Here is a 16,495-nt window from a genome sequence, read left to right as displayed (position 1 = left end):
TGGCTTTTTTTTGCCTGCACTCCTTCAATCCTTTTCAGCCACTGCGTCGCACTCATTCAATGAATTTGAAAAGAGGCGTGAAGTTTTTCAGCTATCAATCAAACCGCCTCAGGGACACACTATAAAAAACATTGAGGAGATTTGAACATGATCTATGTACGCAAAGCTGAAGAACGCGGTCACGCAAACCATGGCTGGCTGGATAGCTGGCATACCTTCTCTTTCGCCAGCTATCACGATGCGAACTTCATGGGGTTCTCCGCGCTGCGGGTCATCAATGAAGATGTGATCGATGGCGGTCAGGGATTTGGCACCCATCCGCATAAAGATATGGAAATTCTGACCTACGTGCTCTCCGGTACGGTTGAGCATCAGGACAGCATGGGCAACAAAGAGCAGATCCCGGCAGGGGAGTTCCAGATCATGAGCGCCGGCACCGGCGTACGTCACTCGGAGTACAACGCCAGCGAAAGCGAGCCGTTGCACCTCTATCAGATCTGGATCATTCCTGAGCGCACCGGCATTGAACCACGCTACGATCAGCGCCGCTTCCCGGATGTGCAGGGACGTCAGCTGGTGTTAAGCCCCGATGCCCGTGAAGGATCGCTGAAAGTTTATCAGGACATGACCTTATCGCGCTGGGTACTGGCTGCCGGTGAGCAGGATAACGTCGCGATTGATGCGGGACGCCGTATCTGGATTCAGGTCGTGAAAGGTGATGTTACCGTTAACGGCAACGCGGTTACCACCAGCGACGCCCTGGCGATCTGGGACGAAAGCGCGCTGACGATTGAAGCCAGCTCGGCTGCCGAAGTTCTGCTATTTGATCTGCCACCCGTCTAAGCAGATAACGGGCGCGACTCGTCGCGCCCGGTTAGGAATTTTGTGACAGAAAAGTGATAGACTCATCGTACTTTAGCTTTCAGGGCGATCCCAGGCGCTACGATGAAGAAGAAAAGACCGGTATTACAGGATGTTGCCGATCGCGTCGGCATTACAAAAATGACCGTCAGCCGTTACCTGCGTAATCCTGAGCAGGTCTCTGTTGCCCTGCGGGACAAGATTGCAGTGGCACTGGATGAGCTGGGTTATATCCCCAATCGCGCCCCCGATATGCTTTCTAACGCTACCAGCCGTGCCATCGGCGTACTGCTGCCATCACTCACTAACCAGGTTTTTGCTGACGTATTGCGCGGCATTGAAGCCGTCACTGACGAAGCCAACTATCAGACGCTGGTCGCCCACTTTGGTTACAACCCGCAAAAAGAGGAGCTGCAACTGCGCTCGCTGCTGGGCTGGAACATTGATGGCGTTATCCTCACCGAACGCACCCATACGCCAGGCACGCTGCGTATGCTGGAAGTGGCCGGTATTCCGGTGATTGAGGTGATGGACAGCGTTACACCCTGCCTGGATATGGCGGTCGGCTTTGATAACGTCGAAGCGGCCCGGCAGATGACGCAGGCGATCCTCAGTAAAGGCCATCGTCACACCGTCTATCTTGGCGCACGCCTTGATGAACGTACGCTGCAAAAGCAGCGCGGTTATGAAATCGCCATGCACGAAGCGGGTCTGACGCCGCACAGCGTGATGATGGAAGATGCCTCATCATTCAGCGCCGGTGGCGATTTGCTGCGTGAGGCGCAACGTCTCTATCCTGAAACGGATAGCCTGTTCTGTACCAATGATGACCTGGCGGTCGGCGCGATGTTTGAGTGTCAGCGCCAGGGATTGCAGGTACCCATTCAGATGGCGATTGCGGGTTTTCACGGCCATGATATCAGTCAGGTCGTCACACCACAGCTGGCGACCGTGCTGACGCCACGCGACCGCATGGGGCGTGAAGCGGCGGCGATGTTGCTGGCGCGTATTGCCGGTGAGAACAGTGATAATCCGCTTCGGGATATCGGTTTTGAGATCAGTGAAGGTGGCAGCATCTGATTGTGTTGTTTTTATGAGTCAGCTCACACTTTTATGCTTTTCCTGGTAAAAAGGTTGCCAGGCTGTTAACCGGCCAGGAGAATGAGAAACGACATTGTTATCGGTAACATTGGCAAATTCTCACCTGCCGGAGCAGAAAAATGACAACGCAATCCCCGTCGCATCACGTTTTTATCCTGATGGGCGTTTCAGGCAGCGGGAAGTCTGCTGTCGCCAACCAGGTCTCTCACCAGCTGAATACAGCCTTTCTTGACGGTGATTTTCTCCACCCGCGCGCCAATATCCTGAAGATGGCCGATGGTCATCCGCTGGATGACAGCGATCGCCAGCCGTGGTTACAGGCGCTGAATGATGCCGCATTTGCCATGCAGCGGACCCAGGCGATCTCCATCATTGTCTGCTCAGCCCTGAAAAAAAGTTATCGCGACATTCTGCGTCAGGGCAATGACAACCTGCGTTTTGTCTACCTGAAAGGCGATTTTGACACCATCGAAGCCCGCCTGAAGGCGCGTAAGGGCCACTTCTTCAAGCCGCAGATGCTGGTAACCCAGTTTGCCACGCTGGAAGAGCCAGGGCGGGACGAGCCGGATGTCCTGGTCGTGGATATCGCGCATTCACTGGACGAGGTGGTAGCGGCTACGGTTGCAACTATTCAGGACGCTATCAGCCAGGGTTAGAGATGAATACCGCAACACTCGTTTTGACCGCAGCAGGCTCCGTCCTGCTGCTGCTTTTTCTGGTGATGAAGGCACGGATGCACGCCTTTGTCGCGCTGATGTTAGTCTCCATCGGTGCCGGATTGTTCTCCGGCATGCCACTGAACAAAATCGCGGAAACCATGCAGAAGGGGATGGGCGGCACGCTCGGCTTCCTCGCCATTGTGGTTGCACTGGGCGCAATGTTCGGCAAAATCCTGCATGAAACCGGCGCCGTGGATCAAATCGCGATCCGGATGCTGAAAACCTTTGGTCAGAGCCGCGCCCATTATGCGATGGGCATTGCCGGTCTGATCTGCGCGCTGCCGCTTTTCTTTGAGGTGGCGGTGGTGCTGTTGATCAGCATCGCGTTTGCGGTGGCGCGGCGAACTGGTGGCAATCTGGTGAAGCTGGTCATTCCGCTGTTTGCCGGTGTGGCCGCGTCGGCGGCGTTCCTGCTGCCCGGACCGGCTCCGATGCTGCTGGCTTCACAGATGCACGCGGACTTTGGCTGGATGATTTTGCTGGGTCTTTGTGCGGCGATCCCGGGCATGCTGATTGCCGGGCCGCTGTTTGGCAACTTCATCGGCAATCACGTGACGTTCAGTGCGCCACCGGAAGATCATCAGCCGGATGTTGATGAGAGTAAACTGCCGTCGTTTGGCTTCAGCCTCTCACTGATTCTGTTCCCGCTGGTGCTGGTCGGCCTGAAAACCATCGGCGCACGCTTCACAACCGAAGGCACCACGCTGTATGAGTGGCTGGAATTTATCGGCCATCCTTTCACCGCCATCCTGCTGGCGCTGCTGGTCGCGATTTATGGCCTGGCTTACCGTCAGGGTATGGATAAAGAGCGGGTGATGCAGGTGTGCGGCAGCGCGCTGCAACCGGCCGGGATTATCCTGCTGGTGATTGGCGCAGGCGGCGTGTTCAAGCAGGTGCTGGTGGATTCCGGCGTCGGCCCGGTGCTGGGCAATGCGCTGACTGGCGCGGGCCTGCCGATTGCGCTGGCCTGCTTTATCCTGTCGGGCGCGGTGAGGGTGATTCAGGGGTCGGCGACGGTCGCCTGTCTGACCACGGTCGGCTTAATCATGCCGGTGATTGAACCGCTGCATTACAGCGGTGCTCAGCTGGCGGCGCTGTCGATCTGCATCGGCGGTGGCTCGATTATTATCAGCCATGTGAACGATGCCGGGTTCTGGCTGTTTGGCCGCTTCACCGGAGCCAGCGAAGCGGAAACCCTGAAGACCTGGACACTGATGGAGACCATTCTCGGCACCGTGGGTGCAGTTGTTGGAATGATTGCTTTCGAACTGCTTTCCTGACCAACCCGACGGGCTATCTGCCCGTCAGTTTTTTTCCCGCGAGCCGGGGAAGAGTAAAAAAGGGAACAGCAGATAAGGTGCCACTACCAAAAGGGCAATGACGCCGCGTGAATAGCCGGCGTCATTTATTCTTCTCACCCCGCAGGAAAATAGAGGCAAAACAAACAGCAGCAGCGCGATTAAGCTTATTTCATGCTCTGGCCCGGTAAACCATTGCAGATAACAGCAGAACCAGACCAGCTGAAACAGCAGGAAAATAAAATAGCTCGTCCTTCCTTCACGCCCTTCATAGTTAAACGTGCGCAGCAGACAGCTTTTGATAATTTGCAGCAGCCTGTTCATGCCCATTTTCTTCTTATCAGAGCAAAAACAACCAGCGTGATAGCGGCGGCAAGCAAGTAAACCCAGGCCAAATCAGTGACGTCAACTTGCATCAGTTGCACGTCATTCAGCGCCGCTTTCTGGCTCGGGACGGATAATACGGTCAGGCCAGCTAAACAGAGTATATTTGCCAGAAAGAATAGCGCCTGAAAAACTGTTTCTTTAGCCACGGACAGGGCGGCAATTTTTCTGAAACCCCACCAGGCTACCAGATAAACCAGTAGCCAGAGCAACGCGCAGAGTAGTGGGGCAACCAGATAACTGCGCATATCTGTGATCACCCCTGAATGGCCGCTGCTGGCATACTCCAGGACTTCCTGAAGGGAGACGTAACCTGTTATCAGATAGAGCGCGCCGAAGAAAAAGGGTAATAACAACCTCATTGCATTTCCCTCCGGGTTTTCAGACGCTGTATCTAACTTTCGATACTACCCGCCATAGATATCTCCTTTTTTACAGCATCATATAAATAATATTGTTCATTTCAATGCCGTAACTATGTGATAAACAGGCTGAACTGATGCGGCTGCCTGCCTGTCAGTGTAAAAGGACAAAGGCGCGCTTATAACTTCAGATAAGCCCGAATGCCATCCAGGAACATCTGGGTGGCCAGCATAATCAGTATTAATCCCATCAGACGTTCCAGCGCATTCACACCCTTATCGCCCAGCAGACGCAGGAACAGACCTGACATCAGCAGAATAGCGACCGTTACGCCCCAGGCGATCAGCAGCGCGCCTACCAGATGCGACATCTGATGCGGATACTGATGCGACAGCAGCATCAATGTGGCCAGCAGCGATGGCCCGGCCACCAGTGGAATCGCCAGCGGCACCAGGAACGGCTCTTCACCCGCCGGTAAGCCAGAACTGCTGCTTTCAGCCGACGGGAAAATCATCTTGATGGCGATCAGAAACAGGATGATCCCGCCGGAAATCGACACTGTTTCGGTGCGCAGATTTAAAAACGCCAGGATGCGTTCGCCGGTAAACAGGAACAGCAGCATGATGATCAGGGCAATCAGCATTTCGCGGATTAGCACCACCCGCCGCCGTTTCGGCTCCAGATGCTTCAAAACCGACATAAAAATCGGCAGATTGCCCAGCGGATCCATAATTAACAACAATAATATTGTTGCCGAAATCATTTCAGTCATCGGTTTTGCGCCATGTTGTTCGCGAAAAAGCGGAGTTATTAGTTACGCTGCTGAAAAAGTTAGCGTAATCGAATTAATTCACTTGCTACCCGGCCTGCATTTTGTAGAGTGAGAGGACACAGGTAAATCCTATTATTACGCAGAGCGGCGTGAAAATAGCACGCCGCTCTCTCCTCTGAAATGAAAAGCAGGTGTAACTGCCTTAGACGGACACGACATGAAGAATGTAGGTTTTGTTGGTTGGCGCGGCATGGTCGGCTCAGTGCTGATGTCCCGCATGAGTGAAGAGCGTGATTTTGATGCAATCAATCCGGTCTTCTTCTCGACGTCGCAGCATGGTCAGGCGGCACCCGCGTTTGCGGGCAAACAGCAGGGCACCCTGCAGGATGCGTTTGATATTGAAGCGCTGCGCGCGCTGGATATCATTATCACCTGCCAGGGCGGCGACTACACCAGTGACGTCTATCCAAAGCTGCGCGCCAGCGGCTGGCAGGGATACTGGATTGATGCGGCCTCTACGCTGCGCATGAAAGATGATGCCATCATCATCCTCGATCCGGTCAACCATGCGGTGATTCGCCAGGGCATCGACCGTGGCATCAAAACCTTTGTGGGTGGTAACTGTACTGTCAGCCTCATGCTGATGTCGCTGGGCGGCCTGTTTGCGCAGGATCTGGTGGAGTGGGCCTCGGTTGCCACCTATCAGGCAGCCTCTGGCGGCGGCGCGCGCCACATGCGCGAACTGCTGACCCAGATGGGCATGCTGCACGATCACGTTGCGCCTGCGTTGCAGAACCCGGCTTCGGCCATTCTCGACATTGAGCGTAGCGTGACCGACTTTACCCGTTCCGGCACTTTACCAACCGACAACTTCGGCGTACCGCTGGCAGGCAGCCTGATTCCATGGATTGATAAGCAGCTGGATAACGGCCAGAGCCGCGAAGAATGGAAAGGCCAGGCGGAGACCAACAAGATCCTCGCCACCTCTAAAGTCATTCCGGTTGATGGCTTGTGCGTGCGCGTCGGGGCGCTGCGCTGCCACAGCCAGGCCTTTACGCTGAAGCTGAAACGCGACCTGCCGCTGGCTGAAATTGAGCAGCTGCTGGCCTCTCACAATGAGTGGGTCAAAGTGGTGCCGAATGATCGCGAGCTGACGATGCGTGAACTGACGCCAGCCGCTGTTACCGGCACGCTGACCACACCAGTTGGCCGCTTGCGTAAACTGAATATGGGGCCGGAATATCTCTCCGCCTTCACGGTGGGCGATCAGCTGTTATGGGGCGCAGCCGAACCGCTGCGTCGCATGCTGCGGTTGTTAACCAACTAAACAGCAAACATCGCCACAGGGCGGATTGATAATCAATGCCGATCAGATGAAACAATGGATCGGCTAACCGCCTGGTCGCTATGTGAAAGCCCGTAATCATTACTGATGGTTGCGGGCTTTTTGTTTAGTTAAAATTAAATGCAATGTTATGAGCGGGTATAACTTAAAAAAGCCTCAAGGGGCTTTTTTATGTCTCTATTGCCATTATCAGGCAGAGCGCCAGTGATCAGGATTGCCTTTGCTGGTATTTCTTACTCGGGCGACTAGCGGATTATGGCCTGCCTTTTTGGCTGCCTGAATTGCGCTGTCTTGAGTTGAATGATTCAATCCATCAATACTCTGACCTCCAGCATATTCGACGGTATAATGTGTGATCGCTGATCCTTCCGGGCGTCCGGTAGGCTGTGGTTCTACATAAACGTTAGACATAAAATAAACCTCGCTTCTTGAAAGTTATTTTCCAACCACTTTTAATATGATTGTTTATTTTTTCATTTCCAGTCAGGATTGCTTAATCGCTTAATATCTAAAGTGTGATGATGTTCAAAAAAAATGACTTGCTAATTTTTATTATGTTAGCGCTGTGTTTTACAGGGTGAATAAAGTTAAAGAAAGTTTGCGCTGTTACTGGCTTGATTGTTTTTTTAAATAATGAAGTTTCTGGATTATTTTTTATTATAACGGCTACCCACTGATACTGGCGTACCACTTTACGACTGCACCAGTGGGTAAAATTCACGGCCATTTTCAGCTAATCCTTTTTTTTAATTAATCCTTTTCAGCCATGCTTTTCTTTCCGATGCGCTATGCCCGTACATTCCAGTCATCCGTATACTGCACATTTCCATCAACATAACGCCATGTAATTTTGTCATACATCATGGATATCGATTCCATATGATTAATTTGCGCATTACCTGACATTTTAGCATTTGGCATGCCGGGATTCACACCGGTAATCTTTACCCCCTCGATAGTCATAACAAAGTAACACTCTTCCTGACCGGCATGGTTGATTCTGTACCAGCGGATTTCCGCACTTTGCAGCGTCTGACCCGTCGCCACCGCCTTGTACAGATAAGGACTGGAGCTATCAAACTCCTTTTCAATCATCATCGGTGAGTGTGAACGCTTGCCGGTAATCTTGCCGTTGGCGCTGTCTACAGGAATATTCAGCCCATGACTGAAACCCACAATCTCAATGCTGCCATCACGATCCTGGACATCAACGGAGCCTTTAATATGAGCGCCGCCATCATCTTTGAGCCACATATAAGCAGGAATTGACATGTTAATATCTCCTTATTTTTGTGATTAACTTCATTGTCAGGAAAAAAACCACCACAGTAATAACTATATTAGCGAGGAAACTAATATAGAAAAACGTATCATCTATTGCCTCTGCGCCAATTTCACCAGGGCCATAAAGCAGGTTTCCTATCTTCAAAACGAAATCATAGTTAATCCAGTTATACGGTTCACCCATAGTCCGCCCCACACAAAGTAAAATCAGAAGGAAAAAGGCTACCTTCCCTGATTTACGGGCAAGTATCGCCATAAGTGATTACCTCAATGGTGCCATAGGCTTTTAAGTCGCTGCCCGGAATCGGGGTTCTGGACGTTCTTAGCAGAGCATTTCTCAGCATGTCGAAATCGGATTGCCAGGCAAGAGTAATGCAACCCTCTGAGACATGACCAGGATGAAGCCTGAAACCGCCCCGGGCTACGCCCCGAAAGAATGTGCTATCGTCGATCATGTTATCTGCACGAAAAAGGGCAAACCATTCTGAATGATCAACATGATACTTAAACGCAGATTTTATTTCGTCAATTGCCCATGCTCTGACGCTGTTGATCCAACTACCAGAAGGGCGGTCAACAATGTAGTAACGTCCGGCAGGTAATGGTCCCTTATTAATTATCATCCCGCAACCACCCTTGTTACGATAGATGCCATTACCAGAAAACGCTAAAAACGTTCCTACTCCCGGAAAACTCAGTGGTGAATAATCAGCGTTATTGATTACAAACTTTCCGTATAAAGTCATAGCCATTCCTTTGCCTCTGTTATTTTTATTTGCATGCTAATACAAAGAAAAAAACAGACGAATGGCTATTTCTGTAAAAAATTAAGCTTGTGAAGCCGATTCACTTCCAGCCCTGTTGGTGTCCCAAATCCTGCCAATCCCAGAAACATGCCGTTAACCATCGCTTTACAACACGTTATCAGGTAGCTTTTCTTGATCGTTGTCTGCACTCCACGCTTCCGGAGGCTGACCAGGGTCGGCGGCAGAGCTATCGTTTCGATCCAGTAAAAAATGTTGCTTCATCAGTTGGGGCATTTCGGGCAGCTTAAATGAAAATAATCATCCATTTACTTGGCATTTTCATCACTGTCGTACACGAAACAATCTACCGTTTCGCTTACTCAGTGATCTGCTTCCCTTTTTTGCCGATCGCTAAAGAATATTTTGCTTAAGTCCATGGCAACTCCCGTGACCAAGCTATGATTTAACCATGATGTGCCACAGGTCACTCTTGTGCTTTCCGGATTAAATGGTTGTGGTACACGGCAAAAACACTTTTCCCACGGAATGGCCTGACTTCTTTGTCGTTGTACGTATGGCTCAATGAAGAGCAGCGCAGATGAACCGCGACAGGCTGTGTCGCGTTCATTTCGGCTGCCAATTATCACAGGAAGAAAGTCATGTCAGAGCTTCCCGATCGCGATGCGATCAATGCCCTGTTTGCGGGTAATTATGCCGACCCTTTTTCGTTACTAGGGATGCACCGAACTCAGCAAGGCCTTGAAGTCAGGGCATTGCTTCCCGAAGCGCTTGAAGTGTGGGTCATTGAAACCTCCACCGGGCGCAAACTGGCTCAGCTGGTGTGTGAAGATGCACGCGGCTTCTTCAGTGGCGTCATTCCACGCCGCAAAAACCCGTTCCGCTATCAGCTGGCGGTGAACTGGCACGGCCAGCAAAACCTGGTAGACGATGCCTATCGCTTTGGTCCGCTGCTGCAGGAGATGGATCTGTGGCTGCTGGCGGAAGGGACACACCTGCGCCCTTATGAGACGCTGGGCGCGCACGGCGACGTCATTGATGGCGTCTTCGGCACCCGCTTCTGCGTCTGGGCACCCAACGCCCGTCGCGTGTCAGTGGTTGGCGATTTCAACTTCTGGGATGGCCGCCGTCATCCGATGCGTCTGCGTCAGGAGCTGGGCATCTGGGAGCTTTTTGTACCGGGCGCGGTCAATGGCCAGCTCTACAAGTATGAAATCATCGACGCCAATGGCGAACTGCGCATCAAAGCGGACCCGTACGCGTTTGAGGCGCAGATGCGTCCGCAGACTGCGTCGATGATCTGTGGTCTGCCAGAGCCGGTTGAGATGAAAGCGGAGCGCAAGGCGGCCAACGCCTTCGACGCGCCGATCTCCATCTATGAAGTGCATCTGGGCTCCTGGCGTCGTCACACCGACAACAACTTCTGGCTGAGCTACAAAGAGCTGGCTGAACAGCTGGTGCCCTACGTCAAAGAGATGGGCTTTACCCATATCGAACTGCTGCCGATCAACGAACATCCGTTTGATGGCAGCTGGGGCTATCAGCCGCTGGGCATGTATGCGCCGACCCGACGTTTTGGTACCCGTGACGAGTTCCGCGCCTTCATTGACGCCGCCCATGACGCGGGCCTCAACGTGCTGCTCGACTGGGTGCCGGGTCATTTCCCCAGCGATGATTTCGGTCTGGCGCGCTTCGACGGAACGCAGCTCTATGAGCACAGCGACCCGCGTGAAGGCTTCCACCAGGACTGGAACACCCTGATCTACAACTTTGGTCGCCGGGAAGTGAGCAACTACCTGTCGGGCAATGCGCTCTACTGGACCGAACGCTTTGGCATCGATGGCCTGCGTGTGGATGCGGTCGCGTCGATGATCTACCGCGATTACAGCCGCAACGAAGGAGAGTGGGTGCCGAATCAGTTCGGTGGCCGCGAGAACCTCGAAGCGATCGAATTCCTGCGTTACACCAACCGCACGCTCGGCACTGTGGCATCCGGGTCGGTAACCATGGCTGAAGAGTCAACCGACTATCCTGGTGTGACGCGTCCGACCGAAGGCGGCGGGCTGGGCTTCTGGTTCAAATGGAACCTGGGCTGGATGCACGACACGCTCGATTACATGCAGGTCGATCCCATCTACCGCAAGCACCATCACAACCTGATGAGCTTCGGCATGATGTACAACTACACCGAAAACTTTGTGCTGCCGTTGTCGCATGACGAAGTGGTGCACGGTAAGCGCTCAATTCTCGATCGTATGCCGGGCGACGCCTGGCAGAAGTTCGCCAACCTGCGTGCCTACTATGGCTGGATGTGGGGCTTCCCGGGCAAGAAACTGCTGTTTATGGGCAACGAATTTGCTCAGGGCCGCGAGTGGAACCACGACGTCAGCCTGGACTGGCACCTGCTGGAAGGGGATGACAACTGGCACAACGGCGTTCAGCGTCTGGTGCGCGATCTCAACCACACCTATCAGCACTACACGCCATTGCATCAGCTCGACTTTGATCCGGCAGGGTTTGAGTGGCTGGTGGTGAACGATGCGGAACACTCCGTCTTCGCTTTCGTCCGCCGCGACCGTGAAGGCAACGAAGTAATCGTCATCAGTAACTTCACCCCGGTGCCGCGTCCGGGCTATCGCTTTGGCGTTAATCAGCCTGGCTACTGGCGAGAAGTACTGAACACCGATCAGCATGAGTATCACGGTAGTGACGTGCGCATTCATCGGGTGCATACCGATGAGCAGGAGAGCCACGGACGACCGCAGTCGCTGAGTCTGGATCTGCCACCGCTGGCAACAGTCTGGCTGGTGCGGGAGGCTGAATGACCATTACTGCCGGAGATCCCGAACCGCTGGGTGCCAGTTATGATGGCAAAGGCGTTAACTTCACTCTGTTCTCACAGCATGCGGAGCGCGTAGAGCTCTGCCTGTTTGATGAACAGGGCGCAGAACAGCGTCTTGAGCTGCCTGGCCGCAGTGGGGATATCTGGCATGGTTATGTTCCGGCGTTAAAACCGGGACAGCGCTACGGCTACCGGGTGCATGGGCCCTGGGCGCCGCAGCAGGGACATCGCTTTAACCCGGCGAAGTTACTGGTCGATCCCTGCGCTCGCGCGGTGGAAGGCGATGTTCCGGATGACCCGCTGTTTCATGGCGGCGAGGCGCAACCCGATCCGCATGACAATGCGGCGATTGCGCCCAGGTCGCGGGTGGTCGCAGAGGATTTCGACTGGCAAGACGATGTCGCACCGTGCGTGCCGTGGGGCAACACGGTAATTTATGAAGCCCACGTGCGCGGCCTGACGCAGCAGCATCCGGAAATTCCGGAAACGCTGCGCGGGACTTACGCGGCGCTGGGTCATCCTGTTATGGTGGATTACCTGCGCAAGCTGGGGATCACCACCCTTGAACTGCTGCCCGTGGCCCATTTCGCCAGCGAACCGCGACTGTTGCAGCTCGGCCTCAGCAACTACTGGGGCTACAACCCCTTTGCGCTCTGGGCGGTGGACCCTCGTTACGCCTCCGGTCAGCCGGGCGTGACGCCGTTGCAGGAGTTTCAGCAGGCGGTCAAAAGCCTGCACGCTGCGGGTATCGAAGTGGTGCTGGATGTGGTGTTCAACCATACCGCTGAACTGGATGAGATTGGCCCGACAATCTCCATGCGTGGCATTGATAACGCCAGCTACTACTGGCTGGATGAGCAGGGCGATTATCAGAACTGGACCGGCTGCGGCAACACGCTGAATATCCACCATCCGCAGGTAATGGCGTGGGCCCTGGAGGCGCTGCGCTACTGGGTGCGGGTCTGCCACGTCGACGGCTTCCGCTTTGACCTCGCACCAGTACTGGGTCGTACACCCGATTACCAGCGTGATGCGCCCTTTTTCGAGGCGATACGCGCCTGTCCGCTGCTCTCCCAGGTCAAGCTGATTGCGGAACCGTGGGATATCGGCCCTGACGGCTATCAGGTTGGCCGTTTTCCGCCGCCGTTTGCCGAGTGGAACGATAAGTTTCGCGACACCGCACGTCGTTACTGGCTGCACGGCGACGTAAGCAACGGCGATTTTGTTCGCCGCTTTGCCGCCTCCAGCGATCTCTACCAGCATGATGACCGGCTGCCACACGCCACGGTTAACCTGATCACCGCCCATGACGGTTTTACGCTGTGGGATGTGGTGAGCTTCGAACGTAAACACAACGAAGCGAACGGGGAAGATAACCGTGATGGCCACGGTGATAACTACAGCCACAATCACGGCAAAGAGGGGCTGAACGTCAGCTTTGACGTGATCGAACGCCGCCGTCGCAGCGTACGGGCACTGCTGACGACGTTGCTGCTGTCACAGGGCACGCCGATGCTGCTGGCCGGCGATGAGCGCGGCCACACCCAGCACGGCAACAACAACGCCTACTGTCAGGATAACGCTCTGAGCTGGCTTGACTGGCAGGCGGATGAGAAGGGATTAGTCGGATTCACCGCAGCACTGATTGCTCTGCGCCAGCGCATTCCGGCGCTGACCGCAGATCGCTGGTGGCAGGACGGTGACGGCAATGTGCAGTGGCTCAATGCCGGTGGCCAGCCACTGCAACACGATGAATGGGCACAGGGGATGCACAGATTGCAGATCCTGCTGTCCGGCCGCTGGTTAATAACAATAAACGCCACGGATACGGTGAATGACATCGTGTTACCAGACGGAGAATGGCGTGCCCTTCCTCCTTTCGCCGGGGACGACAACCCCATCCTGCTAACTGTCTGGCATGGTCCCGCACACGGTGTGTGCGTGTTCCAAAAGCAATCATAAGGAGTCAGACATGGTTAAGTTAGATAGAACAGATCACCTGATGCTGGCCCGCCAGCTCCCTACACAGACGGTTGCTCTGATCCTTGCCGGCGGACGCGGCACGCGCCTGGTCGATTTAACGGCCAAACGTGCTAAACCGGCGGTGCATTTCGGCGGCAAGTTCCGCATTATCGACTTTGCCCTCTCCAACTGCGTCAACTCCGGTATCCGACGGATTGGCGTAATTACCCAGTATCAGTCCCATACCCTGACTCAGCATATCCAGCGTGGCTGGTCGATCTTCAATGAAGAGATGAATGAGTTTGTCGATTTGCTGCCAGCGCAGCAGCGCTTTTCGACCGAACAGTGGTATCGCGGAACGGCCGATGCCGTGACGCAAAACCTTGATGTGATTCGCCGCTATCAGGCGCAGTACATTGTGATCCTTGCCGGGGACCACATTTATAAGATGGATTATTCACGCATGCTGCTGGATCACGTGGTGAACGAGGCGAAATGTACCATCGCCTGTTTACCCGTGCCAGTGCATGAGGCCACGGCCTTTGGCGTGATGGCGGTGAACGAAGATAACATGGTGATCGACTTCGTAGAGAAACCCGCGAAACCGCCCACCATGCCGGGTGATGACACGCAGTCGCTCGCCAGTATGGGGATCTACGTGTTTAACGCGGATTATCTCTATGCGCTGTTGGAGGAGGATCTGCAGACGCCTGGCTCTAATCATGATTTCGGCAAAGATATCCTGCCGAAAATCGTGGCAAGCGGCGAAGGCTATGCGCACTCCTTTGCGCTCTCCTGCGTCCAGAACGATGACAATGCGCCGCCTTACTGGCGCGACGTCGGCACGCTGGAAGCCTACTGGCGCGCCAATCTCGACCTGGCATCGGTGATGCCTGAGCTTGATATGTATGACGTTACCTGGCCGATTCGTACTCACATGGAGCCGCTGCCGCCGGCGAAATTTGTTCAGGACCGTTCCGGCAGTCACGGAATGACTATGAACTCGCTGGTATCGGGCGGTTGCATCATCTCCGGTTCGGTGGTGGTCAATTCAGTGCTGTTCCCACGCGTTCGCGTTAACTCGTTTTGCAATATTGATTCAACTGTACTGCTGCCCGATGTGGTAGTGGGCCGATCGTGTCGCCTGCGTCGCTGCGTGATTGATCGTGCCTGCGAACTGCCGGAAGGCATGGTTATTGGCGAAAACCCCGATGAAGACAGTCGCCGTTTTCACCGTTCGGATGAAGGGATCGTACTGGTCACCCGCGCCATGCTGGCCAGGCTGGCCAAAGCGGGGCTGTAAGCGATAAGCGGAACTTACGCAATCGGCACGCGGAGCGTGCCGGATAACTTAATGAGGTCGAGGATGCAGGTTTTACATGTCTGTTCAGAACTTTTCCCGCTGCTGAAAACGGGCGGACTGGCTGATGTAGTTGGGGCATTACCTCAGGCGCAGATTGCGGGCGGCACGGATACACGGGTACTGTTGCCCGCTTTTCCCGCATTGCGCAAAGGCATACCTGATCTCCAGGTAGTGACAGAGCGAGAGACATTTGCCGGTCATATACGTCTGTTATTTGGTGAATTTAATGGTGTGGGCATCTACTTAATTGATGCGCCTGGCCTCTACGATCGCCCCGGCAGTCCTTACCATGACGAGTCGCAGTTTGCGTATGTCGACAACTATCTGCGCTTTGCGCTGCTGGGTTGGGTCGGCTGTGAACTGGCGTGCGGCATGGACGCTATGTGGCGTCCCGAGATCGTGCATGCGCATGACTGGCATGCTGGCCTGACCTGTGCCTATCTGGAAGCGCGCGGTCGTCCGGCTAAATCAGTCTTTACCGTGCACAACCTGGCGTACCAGGGGCTATTCATGGCGCATCACATGGATGAGATTGGCCTGCCGTGGTCGTTCTTTAACATGCATGGGCTGGAGTTCTTCGGACAGATCTCCTTCCTGAAAGCGGGACTCTTTTACGCTGACCATATCACGGCGGTAAGCCCGACTTACGCTCATGAAATTACCTCTGCCGAATATGCTTATGGCATGGAAAGCCTGCTGGCACAGCGGATGCTGGAAGGCCGTCTTAGCGGGATCCTTAATGGCGTCGATCCCTCTATCTGGGACCCGGCGCACGATCTGCTGTTGAGCGCGCGCTATAACCGCGACACGCTGGAAGCGAAAGCGGAAAACAAACGGCAGCTGCAGGTGGCGATGGGGCTGAAGGTGGATGATAAAGCGCCGGTATTCTGCGTGATCAGCCGTCTGACCAAACAGAAAGGGCTGGACCTGGTGCTGGAAGCGCTGCCTGGCCTGCTGGCGCAGGGCGGACAGCTGGTGCTGCTGGGACAGGGTGATGCCGAACTGCAACAGGGATTCCTGGCGGCGGCGGCGGAGCATCCGGGCAGTGTCGGCGTACAGATTGGCTATCACGAAGCGTTCTCCCACCGTATTGTCGGTGGCGCGGATGTGATCGTGGTGCCGAGTCGCTTTGAGCCCTGCGGCCTGACACAACTTTATGGCCTGAAGTATGGTACGTTGCCGTTAGTGCGCCGCACCGGCGGGCTGGCGGATACCGTCAATGACAGCTCTCTGGAGAACCTGGCCGACGGTATTGCCAGTGGCTTCAGCTTTGAAGATGCCAATGCCTGGTCGCTGTTACGGGCCATCCGGCGCGCGTTTGTGTTGTGGTCCCGTCCTTCACTGTGGCGTTACGTTCAGCGCCAGGCGATGGCGATGGACTTTAGCTGGCAGGTGGCCGCACAAGCCTACCGTGATCTCTACCAACGTTTGATGTAA

Annotated in this window: 15 protein-coding genes; 9 read left to right on the top strand and 6 right to left on the bottom strand. The window is 54.5% G+C overall.

From position 1 onward, the window contains the following. Nucleotides 1–147: 147 nt before the first annotated feature. The 4 genes from N1689_RS16010 (at nucleotide 148) to gntU (ending at nucleotide 3,961) form a co-directional block, all read left to right on the top strand. Nucleotides 148–843: a pirin family protein gene (locus N1689_RS16010; RefSeq protein WP_013359331.1), complete on the top strand. Its 696-nt coding sequence runs from the start codon at nucleotides 148–150 to the stop codon at nucleotides 841–843. Between the two features lie 102 nt (nucleotides 844–945). Next, entirely contained in the window at nucleotides 946–1,941 is a 996-nt protein-coding gene (gene gntR, locus N1689_RS16005; protein WP_161735524.1) for a gluconate operon transcriptional repressor GntR, read from the top strand. A gap of 140 nt (nucleotides 1,942–2,081) precedes the next feature. Beyond that, nucleotides 2,082–2,618 carry a gluconokinase gene (gene gntK / locus N1689_RS16000; RefSeq protein WP_161735522.1) on the top strand — a complete coding sequence of 179 codons (537 nt, stop codon included), beginning with the start codon at nucleotides 2,082–2,084 and terminating at the stop codon, nucleotides 2,616–2,618. 2 nt (nucleotides 2,619–2,620) lie between these two features. Beyond that, nucleotides 2,621–3,961 (top strand): gluconate transporter, encoded by a 1,341-nt coding sequence (gene gntU, locus N1689_RS15995; RefSeq protein WP_008926287.1) that lies wholly within the window; start codon nucleotides 2,621–2,623, stop codon nucleotides 3,959–3,961. Between the two features lie 24 nt (nucleotides 3,962–3,985). Here the strand turns inward: gntU and N1689_RS15990 are convergent, their stop codons facing one another. The 3 genes from N1689_RS15990 to N1689_RS15980 all read right to left on the bottom strand — a co-directional run bounded on the left by N1689_RS15990 (nucleotide 3,986) and on the right by N1689_RS15980 (nucleotide 5,498). After that, complete coding sequence (locus N1689_RS15990) at nucleotides 3,986–4,303, bottom strand: DUF805 domain-containing protein (RefSeq protein ID WP_161735520.1); 318 nt, start codon at nucleotides 4,301–4,303, stop codon at nucleotides 3,986–3,988. Then, nucleotides 4,300–4,725: a hypothetical protein gene (locus N1689_RS15985; RefSeq protein WP_161735518.1), complete on the bottom strand. Its 426-nt coding sequence runs from the start codon at nucleotides 4,723–4,725 to the stop codon at nucleotides 4,300–4,302. Before N1689_RS15985 ends, N1689_RS15990 begins: the two co-directional genes overlap by 4 nt. A gap of 179 nt (nucleotides 4,726–4,904) precedes the next feature. Further along, entirely contained in the window at nucleotides 4,905–5,498 is a 594-nt protein-coding gene (locus tag N1689_RS15980) for a YhgN family NAAT transporter (protein WP_013359324.1), read from the bottom strand. 217 nt (nucleotides 5,499–5,715) lie between these two features. Here N1689_RS15980 and asd point away from each other — a divergent pair, with 217 nt between their 5' ends. Then, entirely contained in the window at nucleotides 5,716–6,825 is a 1,110-nt protein-coding gene (asd, locus tag N1689_RS15975; protein ID WP_161735516.1) for an aspartate-semialdehyde dehydrogenase, read from the top strand. Nucleotides 6,826–7,629: 804 nt separating this feature from the next. Here the strand turns inward: asd and N1689_RS15970 are convergent. From N1689_RS15970 to N1689_RS15960, 3 genes are read right to left on the bottom strand one after another with little or no spacing between them, the layout of a single operon-like run. After that, nucleotides 7,630–8,115, bottom strand: coding sequence for an Hcp family type VI secretion system effector (locus tag N1689_RS15970; RefSeq protein WP_260059416.1), 486 nt, complete (start codon nucleotides 8,113–8,115; stop codon nucleotides 7,630–7,632). A 1-nt stretch (nucleotide 8,116) separates the two neighbouring features. Then, the gene (locus N1689_RS15965) at nucleotides 8,117–8,383 is read right to left on the bottom strand and encodes a hypothetical protein (RefSeq protein WP_260059415.1); all 267 of its coding nucleotides are present in this window, start codon (nucleotides 8,381–8,383) and stop codon (nucleotides 8,117–8,119) included. After that, the gene (locus N1689_RS15960) at nucleotides 8,364–8,873 is read right to left on the bottom strand and encodes a DUF2778 domain-containing protein (protein WP_222925446.1); all 510 of its coding nucleotides are present in this window, start codon (nucleotides 8,871–8,873) and stop codon (nucleotides 8,364–8,366) included. Before N1689_RS15960 ends, N1689_RS15965 begins: the two co-directional genes overlap by 20 nt. Before the next feature lie 659 nt (nucleotides 8,874–9,532). Between N1689_RS15960 and glgB the strand changes: the two genes are divergently transcribed. From glgB to glgA, 4 genes are all read left to right on the top strand, one after another. Then, nucleotides 9,533–11,716 carry a 1,4-alpha-glucan branching enzyme gene (glgB, locus tag N1689_RS15955; RefSeq protein ID WP_260059414.1) on the top strand — a complete coding sequence of 728 codons (2,184 nt, stop codon included), beginning with the start codon at nucleotides 9,533–9,535 and terminating at the stop codon, nucleotides 11,714–11,716. Beyond that, nucleotides 11,713–13,695: a glycogen debranching protein GlgX gene (glgX, locus tag N1689_RS15950; protein ID WP_260059413.1), complete on the top strand. Its 1,983-nt coding sequence runs from the start codon at nucleotides 11,713–11,715 to the stop codon at nucleotides 13,693–13,695. The genes glgB and glgX overlap by 4 nt, the downstream gene beginning before the upstream one ends. Before the next feature lie 10 nt (nucleotides 13,696–13,705). Further along, complete coding sequence (gene glgC, locus N1689_RS15945) at nucleotides 13,706–14,998, top strand: glucose-1-phosphate adenylyltransferase (RefSeq protein WP_161733725.1); 1,293 nt, start codon at nucleotides 13,706–13,708, stop codon at nucleotides 14,996–14,998. A 63-nt stretch (nucleotides 14,999–15,061) separates the two neighbouring features. Next, entirely contained in the window at nucleotides 15,062–16,495 is a 1,434-nt protein-coding gene (gene glgA / locus N1689_RS15940) for a glycogen synthase GlgA (protein ID WP_161733723.1), read from the top strand.

Origin of the sequence: Pantoea sp. XY16, assembly GCF_025153065.1 — a bacterium.
In the GTDB taxonomy this organism is placed as follows: Bacteria; Pseudomonadota; Gammaproteobacteria; order Enterobacterales; family Enterobacteriaceae; genus Pantoea; species Pantoea alfalfae.
This window is presented reverse-complemented; position numbering and strand designations above follow the sequence as displayed.

Coding starts and splice junctions, on each gene's coding strand:
- N1689_RS15980 (WP_013359324.1), bottom strand. CDS start 5,498: ATGACTGAAATGATTTCGGCAACAATATTATTGTTGTTAATTATGGAT.
- glgC (WP_161733725.1), top strand. CDS start 13,706: ATGGTTAAGTTAGATAGAACAGATCACCTGATGCTGGCCCGCCAGCTC.
- N1689_RS15985 (WP_161735518.1), bottom strand. CDS start 4,725: ATGAGGTTGTTATTACCCTTTTTCTTCGGCGCGCTCTATCTGATAACA.
- glgX (WP_260059413.1), top strand. CDS start 11,713: ATGACCATTACTGCCGGAGATCCCGAACCGCTGGGTGCCAGTTATGAT.
- glgA (WP_161733723.1), top strand. CDS start 15,062: ATGCAGGTTTTACATGTCTGTTCAGAACTTTTCCCGCTGCTGAAAACG.
- asd (WP_161735516.1), top strand. CDS start 5,716: ATGAAGAATGTAGGTTTTGTTGGTTGGCGCGGCATGGTCGGCTCAGTG.
- N1689_RS16010 (WP_013359331.1), top strand. CDS start 148: ATGATCTATGTACGCAAAGCTGAAGAACGCGGTCACGCAAACCATGGC.
- gntU (WP_008926287.1), top strand. CDS start 2,621: ATGAATACCGCAACACTCGTTTTGACCGCAGCAGGCTCCGTCCTGCTG.
- N1689_RS15965 (WP_260059415.1), bottom strand. CDS start 8,383: ATGGCGATACTTGCCCGTAAATCAGGGAAGGTAGCCTTTTTCCTTCTG.
- glgB (WP_260059414.1), top strand. CDS start 9,533: ATGTCAGAGCTTCCCGATCGCGATGCGATCAATGCCCTGTTTGCGGGT.
- N1689_RS15970 (WP_260059416.1), bottom strand. CDS start 8,115: ATGTCAATTCCTGCTTATATGTGGCTCAAAGATGATGGCGGCGCTCAT.
- gntK (WP_161735522.1), top strand. CDS start 2,082: ATGACAACGCAATCCCCGTCGCATCACGTTTTTATCCTGATGGGCGTT.
- N1689_RS15990 (WP_161735520.1), bottom strand. CDS start 4,303: ATGAACAGGCTGCTGCAAATTATCAAAAGCTGTCTGCTGCGCACGTTT.
- gntR (WP_161735524.1), top strand. CDS start 946: ATGAAGAAGAAAAGACCGGTATTACAGGATGTTGCCGATCGCGTCGGC.
- N1689_RS15960 (WP_222925446.1), bottom strand. CDS start 8,873: ATGACTTTATACGGAAAGTTTGTAATCAATAACGCTGATTATTCACCA.